This window comes from Nostocoides sp. HKS02, assembly GCF_009707485.1.
Lineage (GTDB): Bacteria > Actinomycetota > Actinomycetes > Actinomycetales > Dermatophilaceae > Pedococcus.
Window position 1 is genome coordinate 1554908 of sequence record NZ_CP046121.1, and the last position, 23315, is coordinate 1578222.

Genomic DNA, 23315 nt, shown 5'->3' on the forward strand with positions numbered 1-23315 from the left:
GGTCACTCCCCCGACGCGAAGGCGGCGTCGAACGAGGCTGAAGGCGCGTCGAAGGCGAGCCGCCGCACGAACTCGAGCGCCTCGGGAGCACCGATGAGGCGATCCATCCCTGCGTCCTCCCACTCGACGGAGATCGGTCCGGCGTACCCGATGGTGTTGAGCATCCGGAAGCACTGCTCCCACGGCACGTCACCGTGGCCGGTGGACACGAAGTCCCAGCCGCGACGGGGGTCTGCCCAAGGAAGGTGGGACCCGAGACGTCCGTTCCGGCCGTTGCCCACCAGGCGCTTGGCGTCCTTGCAGTCGACGTGGTAGATCCGGTCCTTGAAGTCCCAGAGGAAGCCCACCGGATCAAGGTCCTGCCACACGAAGTGGCTGGGGTCCCAGTTGAGTCCGAACGCCTCACGGTGACCGATGGCCTCGAGGGTGCGGACCGTCGTCCAGTAGTCGTAGGCGATCTCCGACGGGTGGACCTCATGGGCGAAGCGAACCCCGCACTCGTCGAAGACGTCGAGGATCGGGTTCCACCGGTCGGCGAAGTCCTGGTAGCCGGCGTCCACCATCTCGGCGGATGCGGGCGGGAACATCGCGACGTACTTCCAGATCGCCGAACCGGTGAACCCGATCACAGTGGAGACCCCGAGTCGCTGAGCCGCGCGGGCCGTCATCTTCATCTCCTCGGCAGCGCGCTGGCGGACACCCTCGGCGTCACCATCGCCCCAGACCCGGGACGAGAGAATGCCCTGATGGCGGGCGTCGATCGGGTCGTCGCACACGGCTTGCCCGGTGAGGTGGTTGGAGATCGCAAAGACCTTGAGGTTGTACCGGGCCAACAGGTCGAGCTTGGCCTGGACGTACTCGTCGTCCTCTGCAGCCTTCCACGGGTCGAAATGGTCCCCCCCAACAGGCGATCTCGAGGCCGTCGTACCCCCATTCGCAGGCGAGACGCGCGACCTCTTCGAAGGGCAGGTCGGCCCATTGACCGGTAAAGAGGGTGACAGGGCGAGTCATGGTTGTTCCTTCGGTTCTCAGGCGGGGACGGTCTGCCAGGCCCGCGAAGCGGAACTGGTCTCGACCGCATCGAGGACACGTTGCACTTGGAGGCCGTCGTCGAATGACGGCGTCGGGTCAACGCCTGCGGCGATGGCTGACACGAGGTCGACGACCTGGTGACTGAAGCCGTGCTCGTAACCGAGGCCGTGCCCCGGAGGCCACCACGCGGCGACGTACGGATGCTCCGGCTCGGTGGCGAGGATGCGGCGAAAGCCCGCGGTGTCCGAGGACTCGGCTGCGTCGTAGAACTCGAGGACGTTCATGTCCTCGAAGTCGAAGGCGAGACTTCCCTTGGACCCGTTGATCTCGATGCGTAGGGCGTTCTTGCGGCCGTAGGCAAACCGAGTGGCTTCGAACACCCCCATCGCGCCGCCGGCAAACTGGGCCAGGAAGCTCGCTGCGTCGTCGACGGTCACCGGCCCCCGCTCGGACGATGCTGTGCCCGCCAGGCCCGCGTGGTCGCTGGCGATGGGGCGTTCGGTGACGAACGTCCTCAGGTTTCCCGAGACCTCGACAACGGTGTCGCCCGTCAGGAACTGGGCGAGGTCCAGCGCGTGGGCTCCGATGTCGCCCAGCGCCCCCGAACCGGCCTTCTTCTTGTCGAGCCGCCAGGAAAGGGGTGCTTCAGGGTCTGCGATCCAGTCCTGGAGGTACTGAGCGCGGACGTGGCGCACCTGGCCGACGCGCCCCTGTTCGACAAGCCGTTTGGCGAGGGCGATTGCCGGTACTCGGCGATAGGTGAAGCCGACCATCGACCGCACCCCGCTTTCGCGTGCCGTCCGAGCTGCGTCCGCCATCCGCTCCGCCTCATCCACCGAGTTCGCCAGCGGCTTCTCGCAGAGGACGTGCTTGCCGGCCTCCAGTGCAGCGATGGCGATGTCGGCGTGGGTGTCACCGGGGGTACAGATGTCGACGAGGTCGACGTCGTCCCGTTCGACCACCCGGCGCCAGTCGGTCTCGGTCGTCGCCCAGCCCATCCTCTGGGCCGCCGCACCGACGCGGTGCTCGTCACGGCCGACGAGGACCGACATCTCGGGAGCGAGTGGGAGGTCGAACATCCTGGGCGCGGTCCGCCAGGCCTGCGAATGCGCGGCACCCATGAAGGCATAGCCGACCATGGCCACGCGAAGCGGTTTCTGGGTCGGGTGCTCGGTCACGGGAGGGTTCCTTCCTGCTTCGGATAGGTGCTGGCGATGTCGCGAGCACCTGCCACGGCCAGCGCGACCGAGGTCAGGGTGGGATTGCATGCGGTGGACGTGGGGATCAGCCCGTTCCCGGCCACCCTCAGTCCGTCGACACCCCAGACCCGGGACAGCGGGTCGCACACCGAGGTGCCGTCGTCGGTCGCGCCCATGCGCGCCGTGCCCTGGTAGTGCAAGGACGCACCGGGCGGCAAGGTGATCGGGTCAGCGTCGAGAGGTTCACCGAGCGCCTCGGCCGCCTTTCGAACGGTCTGGCGGGCCTGTTCGAGCGCTGCCAGATCCCTGTCCGTGAGCGTGTAGTGGACACGGATGGCCGGCATTCCGTACGCGTCCGTCTGCTCGTCATCGAACTCGAGTCGGTCTGTCTCCTGAAGGTCCTTGGCACAGAACCAGCCCAGGCCGACGATGCTGCCGGGCTCGACGACATCGTCGGGGGCCAGCGGTACGGGCGAGGCGTCCAGCTGCATGACCTGGCCGTGGAACGGCTCCGCATCGGTGAAGGGAACCCAGCTCACACCGCTTTGACGGGCGATTCTGGGCTTCCCCGACGCCTTGCCCTCCGCAGCGTCTGCGGCGACGACGTCTCGGAGCCGTGCCGCGAAAATGACCTGGGACTGGTCGTTGAGGTAGCGGCCCAGGGCCCGCGGACGGATGCCCGACGCCCACAGCAGCTGCGGGGTCCGGACCGCATCAGCCGCCACGACGACCTGGCCGGCCGCCACGTAGTGTTCGGTCCCGTCCTGCAGGTCGCGGACCACGACACCTGACACGCAACCGTCCTCGAGCCGAAGCACACGGACCTGCGCTTCGGGGAAGAGGCTGTGCCGCGGGTTGGACCGCGTGGCGTCGCCGTAGACCACGTCGGATCCCGACCAGGTCACCCGACCGTCGTCGCGGGTCTGTACCGCCAAGGGCATGGGCTGGACCTTGCGACCCGTCGGGCGCGAATCGTCGAAAGCCCTGCCAAGGCGTGCTCGCACTTCGTCGGCGAAGGGCGCGCCGTCGAAGGCGTGGGTGGATACACCGAGGAGGCGCTCGGCTTCGTCGAGGAGTTCGTCGAGGTTGTCGATGAACCCGATCACCTCGCTGTCACCCGGTCGCGGACATGCTGCGGTCCAGTGCGCGCCCATCCCACCGACGTTGCTCGACATCGCGAGCGAAGGTATGCCGTCCTCGCCCGGCTGTTGGAAGCCGTCGGGAAGCAGATGGGTTCCGGCGCGACGCAGCCGCCGGTCCTCAGAGTCCGAGGCGACGAGGCCTTCTGAGCGGCGCTGCGCGGCCGCCCTTTCCTCAGCGTCGGCGATGTTCTTGACATGGAGCCCGGGCGGGTCCGCCAAGAGGGGTCCCGCCTCAAACGAGACGAGCTCAAGATCGGGACGCAGCTCGCTGAGGACGCGTGCGTAGGCGGCACCGGTCGGACCACTTCCGACGATGGCAACATCCACGCGTGAGGGGAATTTCCGCGACATTGGGGATTCCTCGATGATGGCTCAGGCGCCTGCGGTGGGCCTGGAGGCGGCGCGGAAGTCGTGCCACCCGGGGAGGTCCCAGGGTCGGGCGAGCGCATCCCGCAGTTGGGCGATGAGGTCTTCCTTGGACGGGAGGGGAGAGATACGTCCGTCGGGGTGCTGGTAGGTCCGACAGGCGAGCGCCGAAGGGGCGTCGACGGCGAAGAGGTCGCTGCCGCCAACCTGGAAGGTCGGGGACCCGGGGAAGGATCGACTTGCTGCCTGCTCGGGGCTGCTGACCTGGACCCGATCCACACGGACGTCGGTGCGGCCGATCTCGGTGAGGCATTCCGTCAACAGGGTCTCGGCGGCTCCGTGGCTGGGGCAGCCGTCGTACCAGAGCAGCTCGACACGCCACTTGACCGAACAGCCGGCGGGCGAGGTGGTGGGGCGGTGGACCGGCTCGCCCACCAGCACGCTTTCGAGGGCGTCCCGGACGAACTTGGCGTCCTGGGTGGGGTCGTCGTGGTTGCCGTCGGGTGCGCCGTGGTAGCGAATCACGCCATCGGCGTCCACCACAAAGACTTCGGGGGTAGCGGTGGCACCGAAGGACGCGGTGACCGACTGCTGGACGTCCTTGAGGTACGTCCCGGCGACCTCACCCGCGGCGACGCGCACCCGCATTCCTTCGAGGGAGTCCTTCGGCTGGAGCTCTCCGTCGTTGCTCACGATCTGGACGAGCTGAACGCCACGCTCGTCGTAGTCCATGGCGATCTGCTGGATGCGGTCGTGCCAGGCGAGGGCGTAGGGGCACCCGTTTGAGGTGAAGACAACGACGGTGGCCGCGTTGGCGGAGTAGTCCGCGCTGACCGTTTGGCCCTGGGAGTCCGGGAGGCTGATGCTTGGGGCGTCATCTCCGGCGGTCCGCCTGCGGACCTTCGTGGTCGTGTCGGACACCGGGTCTCCTCTCAACGTCCCACCACTGCGGTGGGCACTCATCGAGAGTCTTCATGCTCCGGAACTAAAACGACAGTTCTAGTTCGTGATGCGGGGCATCGCTGCGAGCGATGACCCGCGTCAACCCGGGCTCAGATAGGCAGCCACCATCTCGACCAGGACAGCCAGCAGCTCTTCCCACGGTTGCTCCATCGCCGCTTCTGGGTCACTGCCCAGCCCCAGCTGCCTGGCGAGGACGCTGTACACGACCGTGCAGGACCAGGTAACGGCCGCGTCCGGATCCGGGCGGGTGATGGCCTCGCCAGCGGACAGCAGCGCCTTGGAGAAGGCCGACACCATGTCCTCGTGCGCGTTCTTGCCGCCTGCGGCGATCACCGGGTCGTTGTGGGCCAGTCGCATGAAGGGTGCCAGCTCATCTGCATGCCTGCGCAACAGCTCCGCAAGCGCGCGAACTGCGCGCCCCACCAGGGCCTCCAACGCCTCATGAGACCCGGCATCCAAACTCAGGGCGAGATGGGTCTCGATGGCGAGGCGTTCCATCAGCCGGGCATGGGCAACACGGATCAGGTCGTCCTTGCTGGCGACCCGAGCGTAGATGGACCCGGTCGAGACCCCTGAGCGCGCGGCGACCTCGGCCACCGTGATCGCGCCAGAGCGCCGCTCGACCATCAGCGCCGTGGCAGCCTCGACTGCGCGGTCGAACGACTGGCGACTCCGCTCTTGCATGGGTTGCTTGACGAGTTCGCCGCCGGGGGGCGTCATCTGCCGAGCCTACTGAACGGGGCGCCGCGCCGAGTCGTGGTGCGCGCTCAGCTGCTCACGAGCCTCGGCAGCGGAGGTCACCATGCGCGATCCAGCGAACCCTGCCGCCGAGCGCTGAACGGCCTGCTCCGCGGCGACGATCGGGAACGCGTCGCCCCAGTAGTTCCAGTGCCAGCCTTCGTACTCGGTCGAGATGGCCCCCTTGTACCCGGCGTTGACGAGCTGGGTAACGAGACCACGAACAGGCACCGAGGGCTCTTCGCCGTGCTCGTCGATGCCGAAGAACTTGCCGTGGACGTGGCGGATCCAGGGCATGATCTCGAGCCACGAGCTGACTTCGGCCGGCCCCCAGAGGCCGGTGCCATTGATGGCCAGATCGACGCCGAGGTCCGGGCGCCCGTGGCGCGCGGCAAGACCGATGAAGGCACCGAACCGCTCGCCGTGCTCGGAGTCCGTGTTGGGTGGGCCCTGTCGGTAGTAGTCGCGCCAGAGGGAGACGGCCGCGGATATGAGGTCCTCGCTGGCACCCCGCCGACGGTATGCCTCGACCGCGGACGGTGCGAACTCGGAGACGGTGGCGCCCCAGTCGGCCACAAACCCCAGGAGTGGCGACCCGAGCTTCTCGTAGCGGTCGCGGAGCGCCAGGACCAGGTCGCTCTTCCCATGGTGGTGGGCGTGGACTTCGATGGCGAGCGTGACGCCGTAACGCTCCGCGATGGGAAGAAGCCTCTCCATGGAATCCGGGGTCAGGGAGATCTGGACGCGAGCCAGGGGGAAGCCGAGCTTGGCCGCAGACTCGATCTGACGCCTCATGTACTCCACCAGCTCGGTGTCCGTCATCAGGCGGTCCCGTCGGATGCCGACGTCCGTGTTGATGGCCAGGGAAGTCTGCACCAGACCGGCATCATCGACCAGGCCACGGAACCACTCGGCATACTCGTCGGTCACGTCGGGGAAGCCGCGGAAGGCGGAGAAGCCGATGACCTCCAAGCCCGGCCCATACCCGTCGGCGGACACGCGGCGGATCAGGCCTTCGAGGTCGTACTGGCGGGCGTGGAACGCGCGCGTGAAGCTGTAAAGGGTCACGCCCTGGATCGGGGTGCCGAGGCCGTCAGACATGTGCGGCAACCTCCATGGTCTTGCGGCCGTGCTCTTCGATGAGCAGCACGCCGTGGGCGGTCACGATGTACGGGATGTAGAGGTGGAGGTCGACCTCGACATCGTGCGGCTGGCCGGTTTCGACCGCGAGGTCCCCTGACAGGACGGCGGAGTCGGTGGTGAACCACCACTCATCGACCGCGCCCGCGAGCTCCTCCAGCTGGAAATCCCTACCGTTCATGTTCCACAACAGGCTGTCTTTGGGTGCGGCATGGCCGTCAATGCGCAGCTCGACGTCAGCAATGCATGAGGCCGGCAATGCCCGGTACCAAGGGATGCGAACCTCCACGGAGGCGCGGCGTCGTCCTACCGCCCTGAGGGTCCCCTCCTCCAGAATCCGATCGGGGATCATCAACTCTCCCTTGCTAGGTCGTCCGTTCCAAGACAGCGTCATTGAAGCGGCGATCTGACGATCGACGAAGGCGTGAATGCCGATGCGAGGCATCACCAGAAGCGATGCCCACCTTCAACGATTCGAAGGACGTGAGGCCGGCTCCAGCCCGCCGAGGTCGCATACGATGGGCGCGGATGCCGGGGTGGCACTCGCACGGCTGCGACCGCCCGTCGGGCCCGTCATTGGCGGGCTACGCGCACATCGCCGCGTCCTACTCAGGCAGGACTGCCACCGTGCCCAGTGCCACTTTGATGTCTCCCGCGTACCCATCCATCCGGCACCGCCGCCTTCAGGCCGCGCTCCTGGTCGTCACCTTGCTCACGGCCATGGACCAGACCATCGTCGCGACCGCGTTGCCCGCCATAGTTCGCGATGTCGGCGGCCGCACCGCGATGGGCTGGGTCTTTGCGAGCTACACGCTGGCGATGACCATCTCCATGCCCGTCTATGGACGTCTGGGCGACCTGCGCGGCCGGAGATCGGTCTTCCTTGTGTGCCTTGCCGGATTCGTCATCTCCTCCGTGGCCTGCGGGCTGGCAACCACCATGCTGCACCTCGTGGGACTCCGCGCGATTCAGGGGCTGGCGGGGGGTGGCGTCCTCGTCCTTTCCCAGGCCGTTGTCGCGGACGCTGTGCCCGCCCGTCACCGCGGTCAGTTCATGGCCCCGGTGGGACTCGTGTTCGCGACCGCCAGCGTGGTGGCTCCCCTTGTCGGAGGCGTCCTCACCGACACGGTCGGCTGGCGGTGGGTGTTCTGGGTGAACCTGCCCCTTGGGGTCACTGCGCTTGCCATGGCATTCAAGTCCATCCCCCGGACCGAGTCCGCCGGCGCCAGTGGAAAGGTCGATGTCCCAGGCGCCATTGTCTACGCGGTCGCCGTGACGGCCTTGGTCTCCCTGACCGGCACTGTCGGACACGGACTGCCCTGGGGGAAGCAGGCTGGTGCGGCGCTTCTGGTCATGACCGTGTTGGCCACCGGCGTCTTCGTGAGACGCATGCTCCGCCACGCGGACCCGCTCATTCCCGTGGGCGTCATGAAGGATCGCACGATTACCGTCAGCACCTGGTTGGGCTTGACGATCGGGGTCGCCGTCTTTGCGCTCGTGGGGTACCTCCCGACCATCGTCCAGACTGTCCTGGACGTCCCCGCCACAGCTTCCGGCGCCCTCCTCTTGGCACTCATCGTCGGAATGATGGCCTCGATCTTCGGAACCTCCGCCCTGATCTCTCGGACCGGGAAATACCGGCGACTGCCCGTTCTTGGATGCGCGGTAAGTGCTGGGGCGATGGTGGCGCTGTCGCGGTTGGACGCGTCCTGGAGCCTGGTGCATACCGCCGCGTGGGTTGGCGTGCTCGGCATCGGGACCGGCTGCTACATGCAGCTCGTCACCACCATGGCGCAGGACGCGGCGCCCAGCGAACACGTGGGGTCCGCAACGTCCACTGTCTCGCTGGGGCGTGAACTCGGAGTCACCATCGGAGCCGCGGCAATCGGGAGCGCACTCGCCACCCAGTCGGATGAGGGCGGGCTGTTCCTGGCCCTCGCGGGGGTGCTGGCCCTTGGCGCCGTCGTGTCGCTCCTCCTGCCGCACCGTGAGTTCGCCGGCGACCACCCTGGGGCCCCGGGCGACTCGGCAGCATAGCCGGCCGCGGCGCCCGGGGTCCGGCTTTGCATCGTTGTCGTGGATGAGCCTCATCACGAACTAGAACTGTCATTCTGATTTGTCATGGGCGATGCTGACACCGTTCGCAACTCCCGTTTGCGACCCGACCGTTCCTCCCGGAAATGAGTGCACCGTGGTTCGTCAGCCCCAGCCCGAAGACAGGTTCTCGTTCGGCCTCTGGACCGTCGGATGGACGGGGGCCGACCCCTTCGGGATCGCCAGCCGCCCGGCCCTCGATCCTTGGGAGTATGCCGAGAAGCTCGCCGAGATCGGCGCGTGGGGCATCACCTTCCACGACAACGACGTCTTCGCATTCGACGCGGACGAGGCCACGAAGCAGGATCGGCTCGGGCGTTTGAAGGCCGCGGCTGACGCATCGGGTCTGACGATCGAGATGGTGACGACGAACACCTTCTCGCACCCGGTCTTCAAGGACGGCGGCCTGACCTCGAACGATCGATCGGTCCGCCGGTTCGGGCTGCGCAAGGTTCTCGGCGCCGTCGACATCGCCGCCGAAATGGGTGCGACGACCTTCGTCATGTGGGGCGGCCGCGAGGGCGCCGAGTACGACGGATCCAAGGACCTGTACTCGGCGTTGGACCGCTACAAGGAGGGTCTGGACACCGTTGCGTCCTACATCAAGGACAAGGGCTACGACCTGCGGATTGCGCTCGAACCAAAGCCGAACGAGCCGCGCGGAGACATCTTCCTCCCCACCGTCGGGCACGCTCTCGCGCTGATCGCGGAGCTGGAGCACGGTGACATCGTGGGAGTGAACCCGGAGACCGGTCACGAGCAGATGGCGAACCTCAACTACACCCACCAGCTCGCGCAGGCGTTGTGGAGCGACAAGCTCTTCCACATCGACCTCAACGGCCAACGTGGCCTGAAGTACGACCAAGACCTCGTGTTCGGGCACGGTGACCTGCTGTCAGCCTTCTTCACGGTGGACCTGCTGGAGAACGGCTTCGTCGGCCGGCCGGACGCACCTCGCTTCGTCGGCCCGAAGCACTTCGACTACAAGCCGTCCCGCACCGAGCACCTCACCGGCGTGTGGGAGTCAGCGAAGGCGTGCATGTCGACGTATCTCCTCCTCGCCGAGAAGGCCAAGCAGTTCCGCGCTGATCAGCGCGTCACCGAAGCGCTGGAGTACTCCGGCGTCACCTCCCTCGCGACGCCGACCCTCGATGCCGGAGAGTCGCTTGCCGACTTCCTGGCCACGGACGACGGCTTCGACCCGGAGAAGGCTGCCGAGCGCGACTACGGCTTCGTTCGGCTCAACCAGCTCGCTCTCGAGCACCTCATCGGCTGACGGATGACTCTGGTTGCGGGGGTCGACTCCTCGACGCAGTCCTGCAAGGTCGTCGTCCGCGACGCGGCGAGCGGCCGCCTGGTCCGGCGGGGCAGCGCGCCGCACCCGGCAGGCACCGAGGTGGACCCCGCGTCGTGGTGGGAGGCGTTGACCGAAGCCGTCGATGCTGCCGGGGGCCTCGGCGACGTCTCGGCGATCTCGGTCGCAGGACAGCAGCACGGCATGGTGGGCCTTGATGCCGACGGCCGGGTGGTCCGCCCAGCTCTCCTGTGGAACGACACGCGCTCCGCCTCCGCCGCCGCGGCGCTGGTCCGTGAGCTCGGCGAGGGCGATGACGCCCTCGGCGCCGCGAGATGGGCACAGGCCGTGGGAAGTGTCCCTGTCGCCGCTCTGACCGTGACGAAGTTGCGATGGCTCGCCGACGCGGAGCCCGACCACGCCGCCAGGGTTGCTGCGGTTGCCCTGCCACACGACTGGCTGACGTGGCGGCTGACGGGAGCTGAGTCACTCGACACGTTGGTGACCGATCGATCCGACGCTTCTGGGACCGGCTACTTCGACGCTGTCTCGGGGAAGTACCGGCGGGACCTGCTCGCCCTGGCGCTCAGACGCGAGGAGGGCGAGGTTTCTCACATCGTCCTGCCACGCGTCCTGGGACCACACCAGGCAGCCGGTCGCGGCACCGCGGAACTGGATCTGGCGCATCTCGTGGTTGGGCCGGGCTGCGGCGACAACGCAGGGGCCGCTCTGGGACTGGGCCTCGAGGCTGGGGCGACCATGGTGTCACTCGGGACCTCCGGTGTGGTCGCCTCGGTCTCGCACACCCCCACCACGGATCCCAGTGGCACCGTTGCGGGATTCGCCGACGCGACAGGGAAGTTCCTACCGCTCGCGTGCACGCTCAACGGAGCTCGAGTCTTCGATGCGACAGCGCAGTTGCTCGGTGTCGACCACGAAAAGCTGTCGCAGCTCGCCCTCAGCGCGGGTCCGGGGTCGGGCGGACTCGTCCTCGTGCCGTACTTCGAGGGAGAACGAACGCCCAACCTGCCCGCGGCAACCGGTGAGCTCCACGGGATCACCCTCGAGAGCCTCACAGCTCCGCATCTCGCCCTGGCCGCATTCGAGGGACTCGCGGGACTTCTGGGTGCCGCGATGTCTGGCATGCGGGACCAGGGCGTGGTGATCACCAGTGTGACCCTGGTCGGCGGCGGGTCACGGTCGGAGGCCTTCCGGGTCGTGGCTGCCCGGACCTGGGACCTGCCTGTGACCGTGCCCGACATCGGGGAGGACGTGGCCGACGGCGCCGCGCGGCAAGCCGCCTGGGTTCTGGCAGACTCGCCCGAGCCACCGGGCTGGCACTTCAGGGAGGCGACCCAGTACGCCCCGCCCGCCACACCGCAGGTCCAGACCAGCTACGACCGGGCGGCGGCTCGCGTCACCGGTGCCGCCGACGACGCGGCATACGTGTCAACGGGATCCGACCCGGCGCCGTAGGCGCACAACCACGGACGAAAACGTCGAGAAGGTCGAGAAGCAGGTCGCCACCGGCCTGAGGGAAGAGGTCAACTGTGGCATCCGCCATCGGCACGAACTGGGCAGGCAACCACACATACGTCGCCTCCGCGCTGGCGAAACCATCGAGTGTCGGCGAGCTCCAGGGACTGGTCGCGCGCTCCGAACGGATTCGCGCCCTCGGCTCACGCCACTCCTTCTCCGACCTCTCGGACACCCGTGGCGTCCTCGTAGACCTGACAGGTCTGCCGCCCGGTATCGAGATCGACGAAGAGGCGTCCTCGGTCTCCGTGTCGGCGGGGACACGCTACGGCGACCTCGCGGCGGCCCTCGACGAGCGCGGTCAGGCCCTGGCCAACATGGCCTCCCTACCGCACATCTCCGTCGGTGGAGCCGTGGCCACCGGCACGCACGGCTCCGGAGACACGAACCAGTCCCTCTCCAGTGCCGTTCGTGCCCTCGAGATCGTGGGGCCGGATGGATACCTCCGTCGCCTCGACAGGGCAGACCCCGACTTCGACGGCTCCGTGGTTGCGCTGGGCGCACTCGGCATCGTGACGCGGCTGGTGCTGGACATCGAGCCCGGCTACGGCCTGCGGCAGGACGTGAGCAGCGGCCTGACCTGGGCGACCTTCGACAGCCGATTCGACGACCTCACCGCGGCGGGATACAGCGTCAGCATGTTCACGCGCTTCGGTGACGAGTCGCAGAACCAGCTCTGGGTCAAAGCCCGGGTCGATCAGCCGGCGATGGCGAGCATCTTCGGCACGACGCCTGCACCGACGGCCACGCACATGCTCGCCGGGGGTGCCGTCGAAGCCCTGACCGAGCAGGGGGGCGTGCCAGGCCAGTGGCTGCACCGCCTCCCCCACTTTCGCATCGACTTCACCCCCAGCCGGGGCGAGGAGCTGCAGAGCGAGTACTTCCTCCCTCGCGAGCATGCCGTACGGGCCGTCGAAGCCATTCGCCGTATGAGTACGAGCTTCCGCCACCTGTTGCAGGTTGCCGAGATCCGCACCATCGCGGCGGATTCGCTGTGGCTCAGCGGGGCGTATGGGCGTGAGACCGTCGCCGTGCACTTCACGTGGGTCCAGGACGAAGCCGCCGTCAGGGTTGCGCTGCGGGAGATCGAGGCCGCCCTGGCGCCATGGGGAGCGCGGCCGCATTGGGGCAAGCTCTTCGGTTTCGACCATGCCGCCCTGTTGGCCGTCTTTCCGAGGTTGACGGAATTCACGAGGCTTCGCGATCGCGTTGATCCCGACCAAAAATTCGGCAACGCCTTCCTGGACCGCTGCCTGCAGTGAGCCCTCGGCTGCGGCTGCCTCAAGACTGGCGCCTGCGGAAACGGCACCAACGCTGACCGCCGGGCGCTCGATCTCGCTCAGTGTTCACTGCAGCCCTTCGCGGACCTCCGAGACCCACTCGCCAGGTAGGACGGCCGACCAGCCGCCGTCCACCACGAGGTTCGCACCAGTGACGTACGACGCGTCATCGGACGCGAGGAACAACGCACAGCGCACCACCTCGCGAGGGCTTCCGACGCGGCCGAGTGGGATGTGTCGGGCTATGTCTCGCATCGGGTGGTCGGGCGCGAGCAGGTCGCCTGCCGTGGCCGGAGTGGCGACCATCCCGGGGCTCACGCAGTTCACCCGTATGCCGTGCGGCGCACCTTCCGCGGCGAGCTGCTTGGTGAGGGCGACGATGCCTCCTTTGGTGACCGTGTGGGCGACGCGGGTGTTCGTCATGGACCCACTGATGCCCGCGGTCGACCCGACGAGCACGACCGCGCCCGCGCGGGAGTCCTTGAGGTGCTTCCACGCGTGCCGGATGGGCAGGAAGGTTACGTCCAGCTCATGAGCCAGGACGAAGCGCCACTCCTCGACAGAGACCTGCTCGACGGGGTTGAAGCGCGTTGCGCCCGCATTGGCGTACACGATGTCGATGCCGCCGAGCCTCTCTGCGGCCGCACCCACCCAGACAGCCACGGCCGCGTCGTCGGTGAGATCCAGCGGGTGCGTGCTGGTCATGGATCCGCCCGCGGCGCGCACGAGCTCGACGGTTTCGGCGGCACCTTCGGGCTGGATGTCGCAGCCGACCACCGTGGCACCCTCTGCCGCAAAGGCAAGGGCTGCGTCGCGGCCTTGGCCCCCAGCCGTTCCGGTGATCAGGGCGACCTTGCCCTCGAGACGTCCTGTCACTTCACGGCAACCGGGTTTACCGGTGCGCCGACCGCACCCGTGAACGGGATGGGCGCGGCGGTGAGCCAGAACTCGTAGACACCGTCCACGACGCAGTCCTCGCTGAGGGCTTCGAGGTCCCACATCTCACCCAGAAAGAGGCCGAGGTGTGGGATCGCCACCTGGTGCAAGGGCTGGAAGGCTTCGTCGAACTCGTTGGGTCGCACTTCCAGCCCCCAGGTGTCGGTGGCGATGGCGGAGATCTCGCAACGGTGCAGCCAGTCCACCGTGGTGAACGACAGACCGGGCGAGTCTCCGCCTGCGTAGTCCTGCCACCCTTCACGTCTGGCCCGAGCGAGTCGTCCCGTGCGGACCAGAACGATGTCGCCGCGACCGACCGTGGAGCTGGGACCCTGTGCCGCGATCGTGGCCTCGAGGTGCTCTTCGGTGATGGCGAACCCGTCGGGCAGCTCGCCGTCCGTGCCGAACTCGCGAGCGACGTCAAGTAGCACTCCGCGCCCGGCAACGACGTCGGCAACGGTTTCGATGCCCGTGACGCTGTCGCCGAGGCTGGTCACCACCTGGTCGGCAGGACGCCCGTTCCAGGCCTTACCGTGGTCGAAGATGTGGCCCAACCCATCCCACTGCGTCGAGCACTGGAGTGGCATCGTCACCACGTCGTCCGCGCCACCGAGACCGTGGGGAAAGCCCTGCACGCCCGCGACGGCGTCGGATCCGGTGTCGAGCATGACGTGGATCGGGTTGGTTCGCCGGCGCCACCCCTTCTGTGGCCCGTCCATGTCGAACGACTGCGACAGCGAGAAGCTTCGACCGGTGACGACGAGGGCTGCGGCCGACCGTCGCTTCTCCTGGCTCAGGAAGTTCATGGTGCCGCGGACGTCGTCGGCGCCCCAGCGCCCCCAGTTCGAGACGCGCTTCGCCGCTGCGGCGATCGCCCCGGCCGGGTCGGTTGGATCGAGCTGGTCAGGCGTCATGGTGATGTCCAATCGTCGAGGGTCGCCGCGCGGCGCTGGGTTCCGTCACGCAGGGGCGGGGAGTACTGCGGCCGGAGGATGTCGGAGACTGCCTTTGCCCCACCGTGCGAGCTGGCGCCCCCGTCCACGGGGATCTCGGCTCCACTCACGAAGGATGCGGCGTCGCTCAGCAGGAAGGTCACGACACTCGCCACCTCTGGGCTGGCCCCTGCTCGCCCCAGGGGCGCGGAGTCGATGGAAGCGGACCGGAACTGCGCCGGGGCCGACTCCGTCATCGGGGTGTCGATGAACCCGGGGTGGACGATGTTGACGCGGATTCCGCGCGGGCCGAGCTCAAGACAGGCAGCATGGGTGAGGCCGCGGAGCGCCCACTTGCTGGCTGTGTAGGCGACTGCGTAGTGACCCTGAAGTGCGGCGAGCGAGCCGATGTTGACGATCGACGCGCCGGGACGCATCAGGGGCACCAGTGCGTTGGTCCCGAGCAGCGCGCCCACCACATTGACGTCCTGGACCCGGGCGAAGTCACCGGGCGTGACGTCAGCAAGCCGCGCCCGCCAGGTCGTGCCCGCGCAGTTCACCAAGCCGTGGATGTCCCGACCGGCGTCCAAGAGCTCTGTGGCCAGGGCCTCCCACTGGGACTCGCTGCGAACGTCGAGTGCACGCACGCCGGCCGTCGAGTGCTGGTCAAGGGCAATGACGGTCGCACCAGCGGCTGCTGCGCCTGCTGCCACCGCGACGCCGATACCCGAGGCCGCTCCCGTGACGACCACGGTCCTACCCTCAAGCGAGAGCTCTGCCGATGTCGCCGGCGTCATGGTCCGGGTCGGCTCAACGCCCCGAGCTGGCCGCCGGTGCCGGCGCGGTCTCGGGCCTCCACGAGCTCGGCTCGAACCCGTTCCAGGATCTGGAGAACAGCAACCGTGGCGGACACGGGGTGGATGGGGTGCTCGACGTCCCCGCGGAGAATGGCCTCGGACGCGGCACGGAACATCGGCACGTATCCGGCGCCCTCCTGGTCGAAGTCGAGCTCCTCGACCGTCGGTGGCGCTGGGGGCTGCCCCGTCACCACGCGGAGGGAGCGTGGGGCGAAGAGCGGCTCGCCGACGGTGATGCTGCCTCGGGTACCGCCGATCCAACCGCCGGGAGGAATGAACGCGGTGAGCGAGTTCGTCAGCTGTGCGACCGCACCGGAGTCGTACCTCAGGGTGTACGCCACCTGCTCGTCGACACCGTCGTCACGCATCTTGCCCACGGCGATCACCTGGTCGGGAGTGCCGAGGACGGCATGCGCGAGTGCGATCGTGTAGACGCCGAGGTCGTAGAGGGCGCCACCTCCCAGTTCGGCGACCCAGTACCTGGCCGGACCGTCCGGGGGCACCGGAAACCCGGCACCCGCCTGGATCAGTCGCGGTTCACCGATCGTGCCCGACCCCAGGATCTCGGTCACGGCGCGAAACGCCGGGGTGAACTTCATCCACATGGCCTCCATGAGGAAGGCGCCGTTCTCCCTCGAGAGACGGTGCAGCTCCTCGGCTTCCGCAGAGGTCATCGTCAGGGGTTTCTCACACACCACGTGCACGCCCGCACGCAGGGCGCGAGCGGCGTAGTCGAAGTGCAACCCGTGCGGGATGCCGACGTACACAGCGTCGACCTGCCCTGATGCGCAGAACGCGTCGAAGTCGGCAGACGCGAACGGAATCGAGTGTTCAGAAGCGAACTGGTCTGCCCGGTCCTTGTCCCGCGAGCAGATGCCGACCAGCTCGACGGTGTCGCACAGCTGAAGGTCGCCGACCGTTCGCCGAGCTATCCCGCCGGTCCCGACGATGCCCCACCGCACCCTCGCCCTCATGCCGATCACTTCCTTCGTGTTTGCATTCAGGGGGACATGGGCCAACGCAAGACTTCAGTGACGGTTCGCCCGTCGCGCGACAACACCATTGAAGCCGTGATCCCCTGGCAGACGAACACCTGAGTACCAATGCGAGGCATCACCCAAACCGATACGTAGTCTCACGAACCACCGTGCGCCCGCCTCGTCTGAGCGAAGCTCGCCTGAGCAGGCGCTTGGCGCATCGGGCGTGAGCCAACGTGCCTCCGTGAGATGCCATCGAGCGATGCAATTCCCAGAGACCGGTGCGCAAATCGCGGTGTGTGGAATGCCGAAAATCGATGATCGCCGGTCGCCACCCTTCCAAGCCCACCCCAAAGTGGCAGTGAGTGCCGGGGGGCCTGTCAGGCAGTTCGTCAGGCATTGCCACGTCCAACGGACGGGAGGGGTCAATGTGGCGGAGAGCAAGATGGCCCCTGACCAGCGTTTCCGCAGGTCAGAGGCCGTCTCGTTGTTGGTGGAGCTGAGGGGATTCGAACCCCTGACCCCTTCCATGCCATGCACATTCGGCATGTCCGGCGGCGTCCCGGAACGTCCACCTGAGCACGAACCATTCCCCGAACGTCCCCCGAAATGCGCCGAAACACGCCGCCGTTGTCAAGCAGCTGGTCAAGCATGCATCCGTCCAGGCCCCCACGCCCGGTGAGCAACCCTGGCGGCTCTCGCTTGACAAATTAACTGAGCATGCTCATTATTGAGTCTACTCAGTTAATCTGCCGAGAAGGAAGTCAGCATGCGAGCGTTCGTGGTTAGGCAGTACAAGGGTCCGTTGCAGGAAGCGGACGTCCCGGACCCCGTGGTCGGAGAGCACGACGTGCTGGTCGAGGTCCAGGCGGCCGGGCTCAACATGCTCGACGAGAAGATCCGGGCGGGCGAGTTGAGGCAGATCCTCCCCTACAAGCTGCCCCAGATCCTCGGCAACGACGTCGCCGGAACGGTGATCGGCGTCGGCGCGAAGGTGCACGGCTTCACACTCGGCGACGCGGTGTATGCCCGGCCCGACAAGGACCGCATCGGAGCCTTCGCGGAACACATCGCGGTTGCCGAAGCCGATCTGGCGCTCAAGCCCGCGTCCCTCAGCTTCGAAGAGGCGGCCTCGCTACCGCTGGTGGCGTTGACCGCATGGCAGGCGCTCGTCGAGCGGGGCAACCTGCAGCCAGGGCAACGGGTCCTCATCCACGGCGGCGCCGGCGGAGTCGGGACGATCGCGATCCAGCTCGCCAAGCACCTCGGTGCCACGGTCGCCACGACCGTCAGTCACGGCAACGTCGACTTCGTGCGCGCGCTCGGGGCGGACGTGGTCATCGACTACCGCAGCCAGGACTTCGAACAGCTTCTTGACGGGTACGACCTCGTGCTGGACAGCCTCGGCGGGGAGAACCTCGAGAAGTCGCTCCGCGTGCTGCGTCCCGGTGGCAAGGCGATCGGGATCGCCGGGCCACCCGACGCCGCGTTTGCCCGTGAGCTCGGGGCGAACCCGGTCCTCCGGCTGGTGACGACTGCCCTCAGCAGCAGCATCCGCCGCAAGGCGAGGCGCTTGGGCGTGACGTACGAGTTCCTCTTCATGCGCGCCAGCGGTGACCAGCTTCGCCAGATCACCGACCTCGTCGAGGCCGGCGCGCTGCGCCCCGTCGTCGGACGGGTCTTCGACTTCGACCAGACCGTGCAGGCAGTTCAGTCGCTCGAAAAGAGCGGCATCCGCGGCAAGGCCGTCATCAGCAGAGCCTGACAAGCCCATCTCATCACCCACGAACCAGGACACAGGAGAACATCATGAGCACGAACAGCCACGCACAGGACGCCGTCATCACCGCCTACAAGGACGCGCCGACCCGAACCATCCACGCCGGCGGCGTGACCTATGCCTACCGCGAGCTGGGGCCGAAGGTCGGGGTCCCCGTCGTCTTCTTCGTCCACCTCGCCGCGAACCTCGACAACTGGGACCCCCGGATCATCGACCCCATCGCCGCTCAGCACCACGTCATCACCTTCGACAACCGCGGCGTCGGGGCTTCCACCGGCACCGTTCCCGACAGCATCGAGGCGATGGCCGATGACGCCGCGACCTTCATCAAGGCGCTCGGCTTCGACAAGGTCGACATCTTCTCCTTCTCCCTGGGCGGCATGATCGCCCAAGCCCTGGTGGTGAAGCACCCCAGCCTCGTCCGCAAGCTCGTCCTCACCGGCACCGGCCCCGCTGGCGGCAAGGACATGGACAAGGTCGCCGGCGTCACCTACTACGACATCCTCCGGGCCGCCGTGACCCGGTCGGACCCGAAGGAGTTCCTCTTCTTCAACCGCAACGCCACGGGCAAGCCCGCCGCCCGCGCGTTCGTGCAGCGCCTCAAGGAGCGCACAACGGACCGTGACAAGCCGGTCGCCGTCAAGGCGTTCCAGACCCAGCTCAAGGCGATCAAGAAGTGGGGACGCTCGCCCGCCGTCGACCTGTCGCAGCTCACCCAGCCCACCCTGATCGCCAACGGCGACAACGACCGGATGGTGCCCTCGGTGCTCTCCGAAGACCTGCACCACCGCATCAAGGGCTCCGAGCTGGTCATCTACCCCGACTCCGGCCACGGCGGCATCTTCCAGTTCCACGACAGATTCGTCCCGGTCGCCCTCGAGTTCCTCGCCCGCTGACCATCCGGGCGACCGAACCAACATGGGAATGAGCGACATGAGTACGAAGCGTCCGACTTGCTGACCTTCGTCAAAGACGGCGCAGCCCTTCCTCACCACCAGCAGTAGCGGGCTCGCTCGTCGGCGTGCGCCCATCCCACAAACAGAAAGGAACGCAAACATGCCTTCCCTGAACGGAGCAGTCGTCCTGGTCACCGGGGCAAACGGCGGCATCGGAACCAACTTCGTCCATCAGGCTCTCTCGCGAGGCGCGGCGAAGGTCTACGCCACTGCCCGCACTCCTCGGTCCTGGGGTGACGAGCGCATCGTCCCCCTCACCCTCGACGTCACCGACGCCGCGTCCATTGCCGCGGCCGTGGCCGCAGCGCAAGACGTGACGGTCCTCATCAACAACGCCGGCGCCAACCCGCCAAGCGCAAGCCTGCTGGAGGTGACCGACGCGGACATCCGGACAAACATGGAGACCAACTTCTTCGGGCCTGTCTTCCTCGCGCGTGCGTTCACGCCGACCCTCACCGCTAAGCCGCAGTCCATCCTCGTGGACGTGCACTCGGTCGCCAGCTGGTACGCGTTCGGCGGGATCTACAGCGCCGCCAAGGCCGCGCTCTGGTCGGCCACGAACTCATTGCGTCTCGAGCTCGCGCCCCGGGACGTCCACGTCACTGGTGTCCACATGGGCTACGTCGAGACCCGCATGGCCGCGCACGCGGACGGGCCCAAGATGCAGCCAACGGAACTCGTGACCAAGGTCTACGACGCAGTCGAGGCCGACGAGTACGAGGTCATCGCCGATGACCTGACCTCCCAAGTCAAGGCGGCTCTAAGCGGACCGGTCGGGGCGCTCTACCCGGAGCTCCGCGATATGAGGGCTCCTCTCACCGCCGTGGAAGAATGAGCGCCGGCACATTCGAGCCCACACCCCAGGAGCCCACACCGCAGAGAAGGGCGGCAGCCATGCCACTCACCTCCCAACCCGTCGGACGGCGTGAGCGGAACAAACAGCAGAAGCTCGACCGCATCACCGCCGCCGCACGAGAACTCTTCGCCGAGCGCGGAGTCGACGAGGTCACCGCCCAGGAGATCGCCGACAAGGCCGACATCGGTGCGGGCACATTGTTCCTCTACGCCAAGAACAAGGGCGAGCTCCTGCTGCTCGTGCAGAACTCGACCTACGCCGATGCGCTAACCCAGGGCAGGAGGGCGGCCGAGACCATCCCCGACATGCTCGACGCGGTGATGGCGATCGTCCGCCCTGTCGTGGAGTGCAACCGCAAACAGGTCGACAACGGACGGACCTACCTACGAGAGATCGTTTTCGGCGACCCCGAGGAGCCGCACCACCGCGACGCGCTCAACCTGACCGTGCAGACCGAAAGGGCGATCGCCGACGTGCTTCAGCGGCACGATCGCATCAACTCCGGCGACGCCGTGACGCTCGCGCACATCGTCTCGGCGATCATGTTCGTCAGCATGGCCGCGACGATCAACATCGCCAACCCGGTCGACGACCTCGTGCACGAGATACGTAACCAAGTCCAGGTTCTGCTACGCGCGTGATGCCGTCGGCAGTCAGCACCGAAGCGCTCGCCTTCGCCTGCTCCTGCGCCGAGGTGAGGGCATGGTCGGCGACCGCCCCCCAGCCCGCGCGAGGTGGAAGGGCGCGGGTCTCGGGGAACACGTCGCGCAGCGTGGCCCAGGCAATCAGGTGCTTTCAATCCGCGCGCGGATGTGTCACTCCGCGCCACGGGCCGGACGCCCACTTTGCCGGACACGGGAAGTTGCGCACCCGGCGTCCCACCTGACTGCGACGTCCAGAACCCAGCCCTGCACGAGCCAGCTGCTCTGACTCCTTCCCGGCATGGGAAGTGACAGGGAGAGCTTCGCACGTCCACGCACGTCAGCGGACCTCCGGGGACTCCCACGATGGGCGAAACGTGCCCTTGAGTCACGTGTCAGTCAAGCAGTCAGTCAAGCATGGGCGATTCCAGGGCCCGGATGATGTCATTGGCGGTGGCAAGCGAGATGGCCCCTGACCAGCGTTTCCGCTGGCTAGGGGCCATCTCGTATCTGGTGGAGCTGAGGGGATTCGAACCCCTGACCCCTTCCATGCCATGGAAGTGCGCTACCAGCTGCGCCACAGCCCCGGACTCCCGAGGGGATACCCCCGAAGGGGACTGCGGAAGTTTACCCAGTGACCCACCCGTTTCACCAAATCGGGTCAGCCGCAGGGACCCGTCACGACGAAGCCGAGGCGTTCCAGGTCTGGATGCGCCAGCCGGTCTCGGCCTCGACCACCTCGGCCCAGTGACAGTTGCCGAACCCACCGAGCACCCGCCACGCGGTGAGGCGGTCGAGGTCCACGAGCTCGGCGATCACGACGCGCCCGGTCACGCCATGGGTGGCCACCACCGCGGTCTGGCCGGGCCCGAGGTCGTCGAGCAGGTCGTCGAGCCCCGACCGCACCCGCTGGGCCACGTCCGAGAGCGACTCGCCGTGGACACCGCGCTTGAAGTCCTCTCCGCGCAGGTGCCGCAGCCGCTCCTCGGGGTACTCGGCGTTCACCTCGGCCGCCGTCATGCCCGCCCACTCGCCCACGTGGATCTCGCGCCAGCGCGCGTCGTAGGAGATGGGGATGTCGCACAGCCGCGCCACCTCGTCGCCGGTCTCGGCGGCGCGCTTGAGGTCGGAGGCGACCACCAGGGAGGGCTGGTATGCCGCGAGGGCGGCTGCCGCGGCCCGCGCCTGCTCACGACCGAGCCCCGACAGGTCGCTGTCGAGCTGGCCCTGCCAGACGCCTCGGGCGTTGTGGTCGGTCTCACCGTGGCGCAGCACGATGACGCGTCGCGCCGAGCGACCCGGCGACGGCTGCCCTGCGGGCGTCACGAGCGGCTCACGCCTCGCGGCGCTTGGGCACGCCGAGGTCGATCTCGGGGCAGTCCTTCCAGAGCCGCTCGAGCTCGTAGAACTCGCGCTCCTCGTCGTGCTGCACGTGGACGACGATGTCGCCGAAGTCGAGGAGCACCCACCGCCCGTCGCGCTCGCCCTCACGGCGAATCGGCTTGGCGCCCTTGGCGCGCAGCTGGTCCTCGACCTCGTCGACGATGGCACCGACCTGACGGTCGCTGCTCGCGGAGACGATGACGAAGGCGTCGGTCAGGGCCAGCTTGTTCGCTGACGTCGATCCCGGCAATGGTGGTGGCGAGCTTCTCGTCGGCGGCCGCTGCTGCGGTCCTGGCCAGATCGAGGGAACGTTCGGTGGCGGGCACTGCTCTCCTACTCGGCGGCTGCAGCGGCAGGCTGGCCCGCGGCATACAAGTGATATTTGTTGATGTACTGCACTACCCCGTCTGGCACGAGGTACCAGACGGGTTCGGCGCGTTCGACGCGCGCCCGGCAGTCGGTGGAGCTGATCGCCATGGCGGGCACTTCCTCGAGGGTGACGCGGTCGGCCGGCAGTCCCGACTCGGACAGCGGGTAGCCGGGCCTGGTCACCCCGATGAAGTGGGCCAAGCGGAACAGCTCATCGGCGTCCTTCCACGAGAGGATCTGGGCGAGCGCATCGGCACCGGTGATGAAGAACAGCTCGGCCCCGGGCCGCTCGGCCCGCAGGTCACGCAGGGTGTCGATGGTGTACGTGGGACCCGGGCGGTCGATGTCGACCCGGCTCACGGTGAACCGCGGGTTGGATGCCGTGGCGATCACGGTCATGAGGTAGCGGTGCTCGGGGCGGCTGACGGCCAGGGCGTCCTTCTGCCAGGGCAGCCCCGTCGGGACGAAGACGACCTCGTCGAGCCCGAACCGGGCCTGGACCTCGGAGGCGGCCACGAGGTGACCGTGGTGAATCGGGTCGAACGTCCCGCCCATCACTCCGAGCCGCATAGTCAGTGGTGACTGCCCTGGTGGTCGCTGTGCCCGTCGTGAGCGTCGTGCGCGTCGTGGCCGTGCACGTGGGGGTTGCCCGCCGCGATCTTCGCCGCAGTGCCCCGGAAGAACCACAGCACCCCGAGGAGCAGGAGGAACCCGAGGAACGCGAGCACACCAAAGGCCAGCGGGGCCATGGGGAGCTGGTGCGGGGGCTCCTCGGCAGCGGCGAACAGGTTCGACAAGGACGACATGGGCCACAGCGTACCCGGCTCAGCAGTGCGCCCACGCG

Annotated in this window: 21 protein-coding genes, 1 tRNA gene and 2 pseudogenes; 8 read left to right on the forward strand and 16 right to left on the reverse strand. The window is 67.7% G+C overall.

Annotated elements, in window-relative coordinates:
• Positions 1 to 2 precede the first annotated feature (2 nt).
• From GKE56_RS07375 to GKE56_RS07405, 7 genes and pseudogenes are all read right to left on the reverse strand, one after another.
• Positions 3 to 1011 (reverse strand): annotated as a pseudogene (locus GKE56_RS07375) (sugar phosphate isomerase/epimerase family protein).
• 17 nt (positions 1012 to 1028) lie between these two features.
• Positions 1029 to 2171 carry a Gfo/Idh/MocA family protein gene (locus tag GKE56_RS07380; RefSeq protein ID WP_230209301.1) on the reverse strand — a complete coding sequence of 381 codons (1143 nt, stop codon included), beginning with the start codon at positions 2169 to 2171 and terminating at the stop codon, positions 1029 to 1031.
• A 35-nt stretch (positions 2172 to 2206) separates the two neighbouring features.
• Entirely contained in the window at positions 2207 to 3700 is a 1494-nt protein-coding gene (locus tag GKE56_RS07385) for a GMC oxidoreductase (protein ID WP_370518475.1), read from the reverse strand.
• A 45-nt stretch (positions 3701 to 3745) separates the two neighbouring features.
• Positions 3746 to 4660 carry a thioredoxin family protein gene (locus GKE56_RS07390; RefSeq protein WP_195908272.1) on the reverse strand — a complete coding sequence of 305 codons (915 nt, stop codon included), beginning with the start codon at positions 4658 to 4660 and terminating at the stop codon, positions 3746 to 3748.
• A gap of 120 nt (positions 4661 to 4780) precedes the next feature.
• On the reverse strand, positions 4781 to 5422 hold the full coding sequence (locus tag GKE56_RS07395) for a TetR/AcrR family transcriptional regulator (RefSeq protein WP_154683994.1): 642 nt from the start codon (positions 5420 to 5422) through the stop codon (positions 4781 to 4783).
• 9 nt (positions 5423 to 5431) lie between these two features.
• Positions 5432 to 6541: a sugar phosphate isomerase/epimerase gene (locus GKE56_RS07400; RefSeq protein WP_154683995.1), complete on the reverse strand. Its 1110-nt coding sequence runs from the start codon at positions 6539 to 6541 to the stop codon at positions 5432 to 5434.
• Positions 6534 to 7025: a DUF6379 domain-containing protein gene (locus GKE56_RS07405; protein WP_370518491.1), complete on the reverse strand. Its 492-nt coding sequence runs from the start codon at positions 7023 to 7025 to the stop codon at positions 6534 to 6536. The genes GKE56_RS07400 and GKE56_RS07405 overlap by 8 nt, the downstream gene beginning before the upstream one ends.
• Before the next feature lie 275 nt (positions 7026 to 7300).
• Here GKE56_RS07405 and GKE56_RS07410 point away from each other — a divergent pair, with 275 nt between their 5' ends.
• The 4 genes from GKE56_RS07410 to GKE56_RS07425 all read left to right on the forward strand — a co-directional run bounded on the left by GKE56_RS07410 (position 7301) and on the right by GKE56_RS07425 (position 12766).
• Entirely contained in the window at positions 7301 to 8617 is a 1317-nt protein-coding gene (locus GKE56_RS07410; RefSeq protein ID WP_195908273.1) for an MFS transporter, read from the forward strand.
• Between the two features lie 154 nt (positions 8618 to 8771).
• Entirely contained in the window at positions 8772 to 9950 is a 1179-nt protein-coding gene (gene xylA, locus GKE56_RS07415; protein ID WP_154683997.1) for a xylose isomerase, read from the forward strand.
• A gap of 3 nt (positions 9951 to 9953) precedes the next feature.
• The gene (locus tag GKE56_RS07420; RefSeq protein ID WP_154683998.1) at positions 9954 to 11444 is read left to right on the forward strand and encodes a xylulokinase; all 1491 of its coding nucleotides are present in this window, start codon (positions 9954 to 9956) and stop codon (positions 11442 to 11444) included.
• A gap of 74 nt (positions 11445 to 11518) precedes the next feature.
• Positions 11519 to 12766, forward strand: coding sequence for an FAD-binding protein (locus GKE56_RS07425; protein WP_195908274.1), 1248 nt, complete (start codon positions 11519 to 11521; stop codon positions 12764 to 12766).
• A gap of 84 nt (positions 12767 to 12850) precedes the next feature.
• Here GKE56_RS07425 and GKE56_RS07430 read toward each other — a convergent pair whose 3' ends face one another.
• From GKE56_RS07430 to GKE56_RS07445, 4 genes are read right to left on the reverse strand one after another with little or no spacing between them, the layout of a single operon-like run.
• The gene (locus tag GKE56_RS07430) at positions 12851 to 13660 is read right to left on the reverse strand and encodes an SDR family NAD(P)-dependent oxidoreductase (protein WP_154683999.1); all 810 of its coding nucleotides are present in this window, start codon (positions 13658 to 13660) and stop codon (positions 12851 to 12853) included.
• The gene (locus GKE56_RS07435; protein ID WP_154684000.1) at positions 13657 to 14634 is read right to left on the reverse strand and encodes a cyclase family protein; all 978 of its coding nucleotides are present in this window, start codon (positions 14632 to 14634) and stop codon (positions 13657 to 13659) included. The genes GKE56_RS07430 and GKE56_RS07435 overlap by 4 nt, the downstream gene beginning before the upstream one ends.
• Positions 14631 to 15404, reverse strand: coding sequence for an SDR family oxidoreductase (locus GKE56_RS07440; RefSeq protein WP_230209261.1), 774 nt, complete (start codon positions 15402 to 15404; stop codon positions 14631 to 14633). Before GKE56_RS07440 ends, GKE56_RS07435 begins: the two co-directional genes overlap by 4 nt.
• Before the next feature lie 41 nt (positions 15405 to 15445).
• The gene (locus GKE56_RS07445) at positions 15446 to 16483 is read right to left on the reverse strand and encodes a Gfo/Idh/MocA family protein (RefSeq protein ID WP_154684002.1); all 1038 of its coding nucleotides are present in this window, start codon (positions 16481 to 16483) and stop codon (positions 15446 to 15448) included.
• Between the two features lie 772 nt (positions 16484 to 17255).
• Here GKE56_RS07445 and GKE56_RS07450 point away from each other — a divergent pair.
• The 4 genes from GKE56_RS07450 (at position 17256) to GKE56_RS07465 (ending at position 20719) form a co-directional block, all read left to right on the forward strand.
• Positions 17256 to 18251, forward strand: a complete 996-nt coding sequence (locus GKE56_RS07450; protein WP_154684003.1) for an NADP-dependent oxidoreductase — start codon at positions 17256 to 17258, stop codon at positions 18249 to 18251.
• A 44-nt stretch (positions 18252 to 18295) separates the two neighbouring features.
• The gene (locus GKE56_RS07455; RefSeq protein WP_154684004.1) at positions 18296 to 19162 is read left to right on the forward strand and encodes an alpha/beta fold hydrolase; all 867 of its coding nucleotides are present in this window, start codon (positions 18296 to 18298) and stop codon (positions 19160 to 19162) included.
• Between the two features lie 160 nt (positions 19163 to 19322).
• Positions 19323 to 20057: an SDR family oxidoreductase gene (locus tag GKE56_RS07460; protein ID WP_154684005.1), complete on the forward strand. Its 735-nt coding sequence runs from the start codon at positions 19323 to 19325 to the stop codon at positions 20055 to 20057.
• A gap of 59 nt (positions 20058 to 20116) precedes the next feature.
• Positions 20117 to 20719: a TetR/AcrR family transcriptional regulator gene (locus tag GKE56_RS07465; protein WP_154684006.1), complete on the forward strand. Its 603-nt coding sequence runs from the start codon at positions 20117 to 20119 to the stop codon at positions 20717 to 20719.
• Positions 20720 to 21230: 511 nt separating this feature from the next.
• On the opposite strand, the gene GKE56_RS07470 is transcribed toward GKE56_RS07465, so the two are convergent.
• From GKE56_RS07470 to GKE56_RS07490, 5 genes and pseudogenes are all read right to left on the reverse strand, one after another.
• Positions 21231 to 21306 (reverse strand) — tRNA-Ala (locus tag GKE56_RS07470).
• 91 nt (positions 21307 to 21397) lie between these two features.
• On the reverse strand, positions 21398 to 22045 hold the full coding sequence (locus GKE56_RS07475; protein WP_154684007.1) for a histidine phosphatase family protein: 648 nt from the start codon (positions 22043 to 22045) through the stop codon (positions 21398 to 21400).
• A gap of 7 nt (positions 22046 to 22052) precedes the next feature.
• A pseudogene (gene rsfS / locus GKE56_RS07480) lies at positions 22053 to 22428 on the reverse strand (ribosome silencing factor).
• A gap of 7 nt (positions 22429 to 22435) precedes the next feature.
• Positions 22436 to 23026: a nicotinate-nucleotide adenylyltransferase gene (gene nadD / locus GKE56_RS07485; protein WP_195908275.1), complete on the reverse strand. Its 591-nt coding sequence runs from the start codon at positions 23024 to 23026 to the stop codon at positions 22436 to 22438.
• Between the two features lie 17 nt (positions 23027 to 23043).
• The gene (locus tag GKE56_RS07490) at positions 23044 to 23277 is read right to left on the reverse strand and encodes a hypothetical protein (RefSeq protein ID WP_154684008.1); all 234 of its coding nucleotides are present in this window, start codon (positions 23275 to 23277) and stop codon (positions 23044 to 23046) included.
• Between the last annotated feature and the right edge of the window lie 38 nt (positions 23278 to 23315).

Excerpts from the sequence above, each read along its gene's own strand:
- GKE56_RS07450 (WP_154684003.1), top strand. The coding sequence starts at position 17,256 with ATGCGAGCGTTCGTGGTTAGGCAGTACAAGGGTCCGTTGCAGGAAGCG.
- GKE56_RS07380 (WP_230209301.1), bottom strand. The coding sequence starts at position 2,171 with ATGGTCGGCTATGCCTTCATGGGTGCCGCGCATTCGCAGGCCTGGCGG.
- GKE56_RS07490 (WP_154684008.1), bottom strand. The coding sequence starts at position 23,277 with ATGTCGTCCTTGTCGAACCTGTTCGCCGCTGCCGAGGAGCCCCCGCAC.
- GKE56_RS07405 (WP_370518491.1), bottom strand. The coding sequence starts at position 7,025 with ATGCCTCGCATCGGCATTCACGCCTTCGTCGATCGTCAGATCGCCGCT.
- GKE56_RS07455 (WP_154684004.1), top strand. The coding sequence starts at position 18,296 with ATGAGCACGAACAGCCACGCACAGGACGCCGTCATCACCGCCTACAAG.
- GKE56_RS07400 (WP_154683995.1), bottom strand. The coding sequence starts at position 6,541 with ATGTCTGACGGCCTCGGCACCCCGATCCAGGGCGTGACCCTTTACAGC.
- GKE56_RS07410 (WP_195908273.1), top strand. The coding sequence starts at position 7,301 with ATGGACCAGACCATCGTCGCGACCGCGTTGCCCGCCATAGTTCGCGAT.
- GKE56_RS07420 (WP_154683998.1), top strand. The coding sequence starts at position 9,954 with ATGACTCTGGTTGCGGGGGTCGACTCCTCGACGCAGTCCTGCAAGGTC.
- GKE56_RS07435 (WP_154684000.1), bottom strand. The coding sequence starts at position 14,634 with ATGACGCCTGACCAGCTCGATCCAACCGACCCGGCCGGGGCGATCGCC.
- nadD (WP_195908275.1), bottom strand. The coding sequence starts at position 23,026 with ATGGGCGGGACGTTCGACCCGATTCACCACGGTCACCTCGTGGCCGCC.
- GKE56_RS07445 (WP_154684002.1), bottom strand. The coding sequence starts at position 16,483 with ATGAGGGCGAGGGTGCGGTGGGGCATCGTCGGGACCGGCGGGATAGCT.
- GKE56_RS07395 (WP_154683994.1), bottom strand. The coding sequence starts at position 5,422 with ATGACGCCCCCCGGCGGCGAACTCGTCAAGCAACCCATGCAAGAGCGG.
- GKE56_RS07460 (WP_154684005.1), top strand. The coding sequence starts at position 19,323 with ATGCCTTCCCTGAACGGAGCAGTCGTCCTGGTCACCGGGGCAAACGGC.
- GKE56_RS07465 (WP_154684006.1), top strand. The coding sequence starts at position 20,117 with ATGCCACTCACCTCCCAACCCGTCGGACGGCGTGAGCGGAACAAACAG.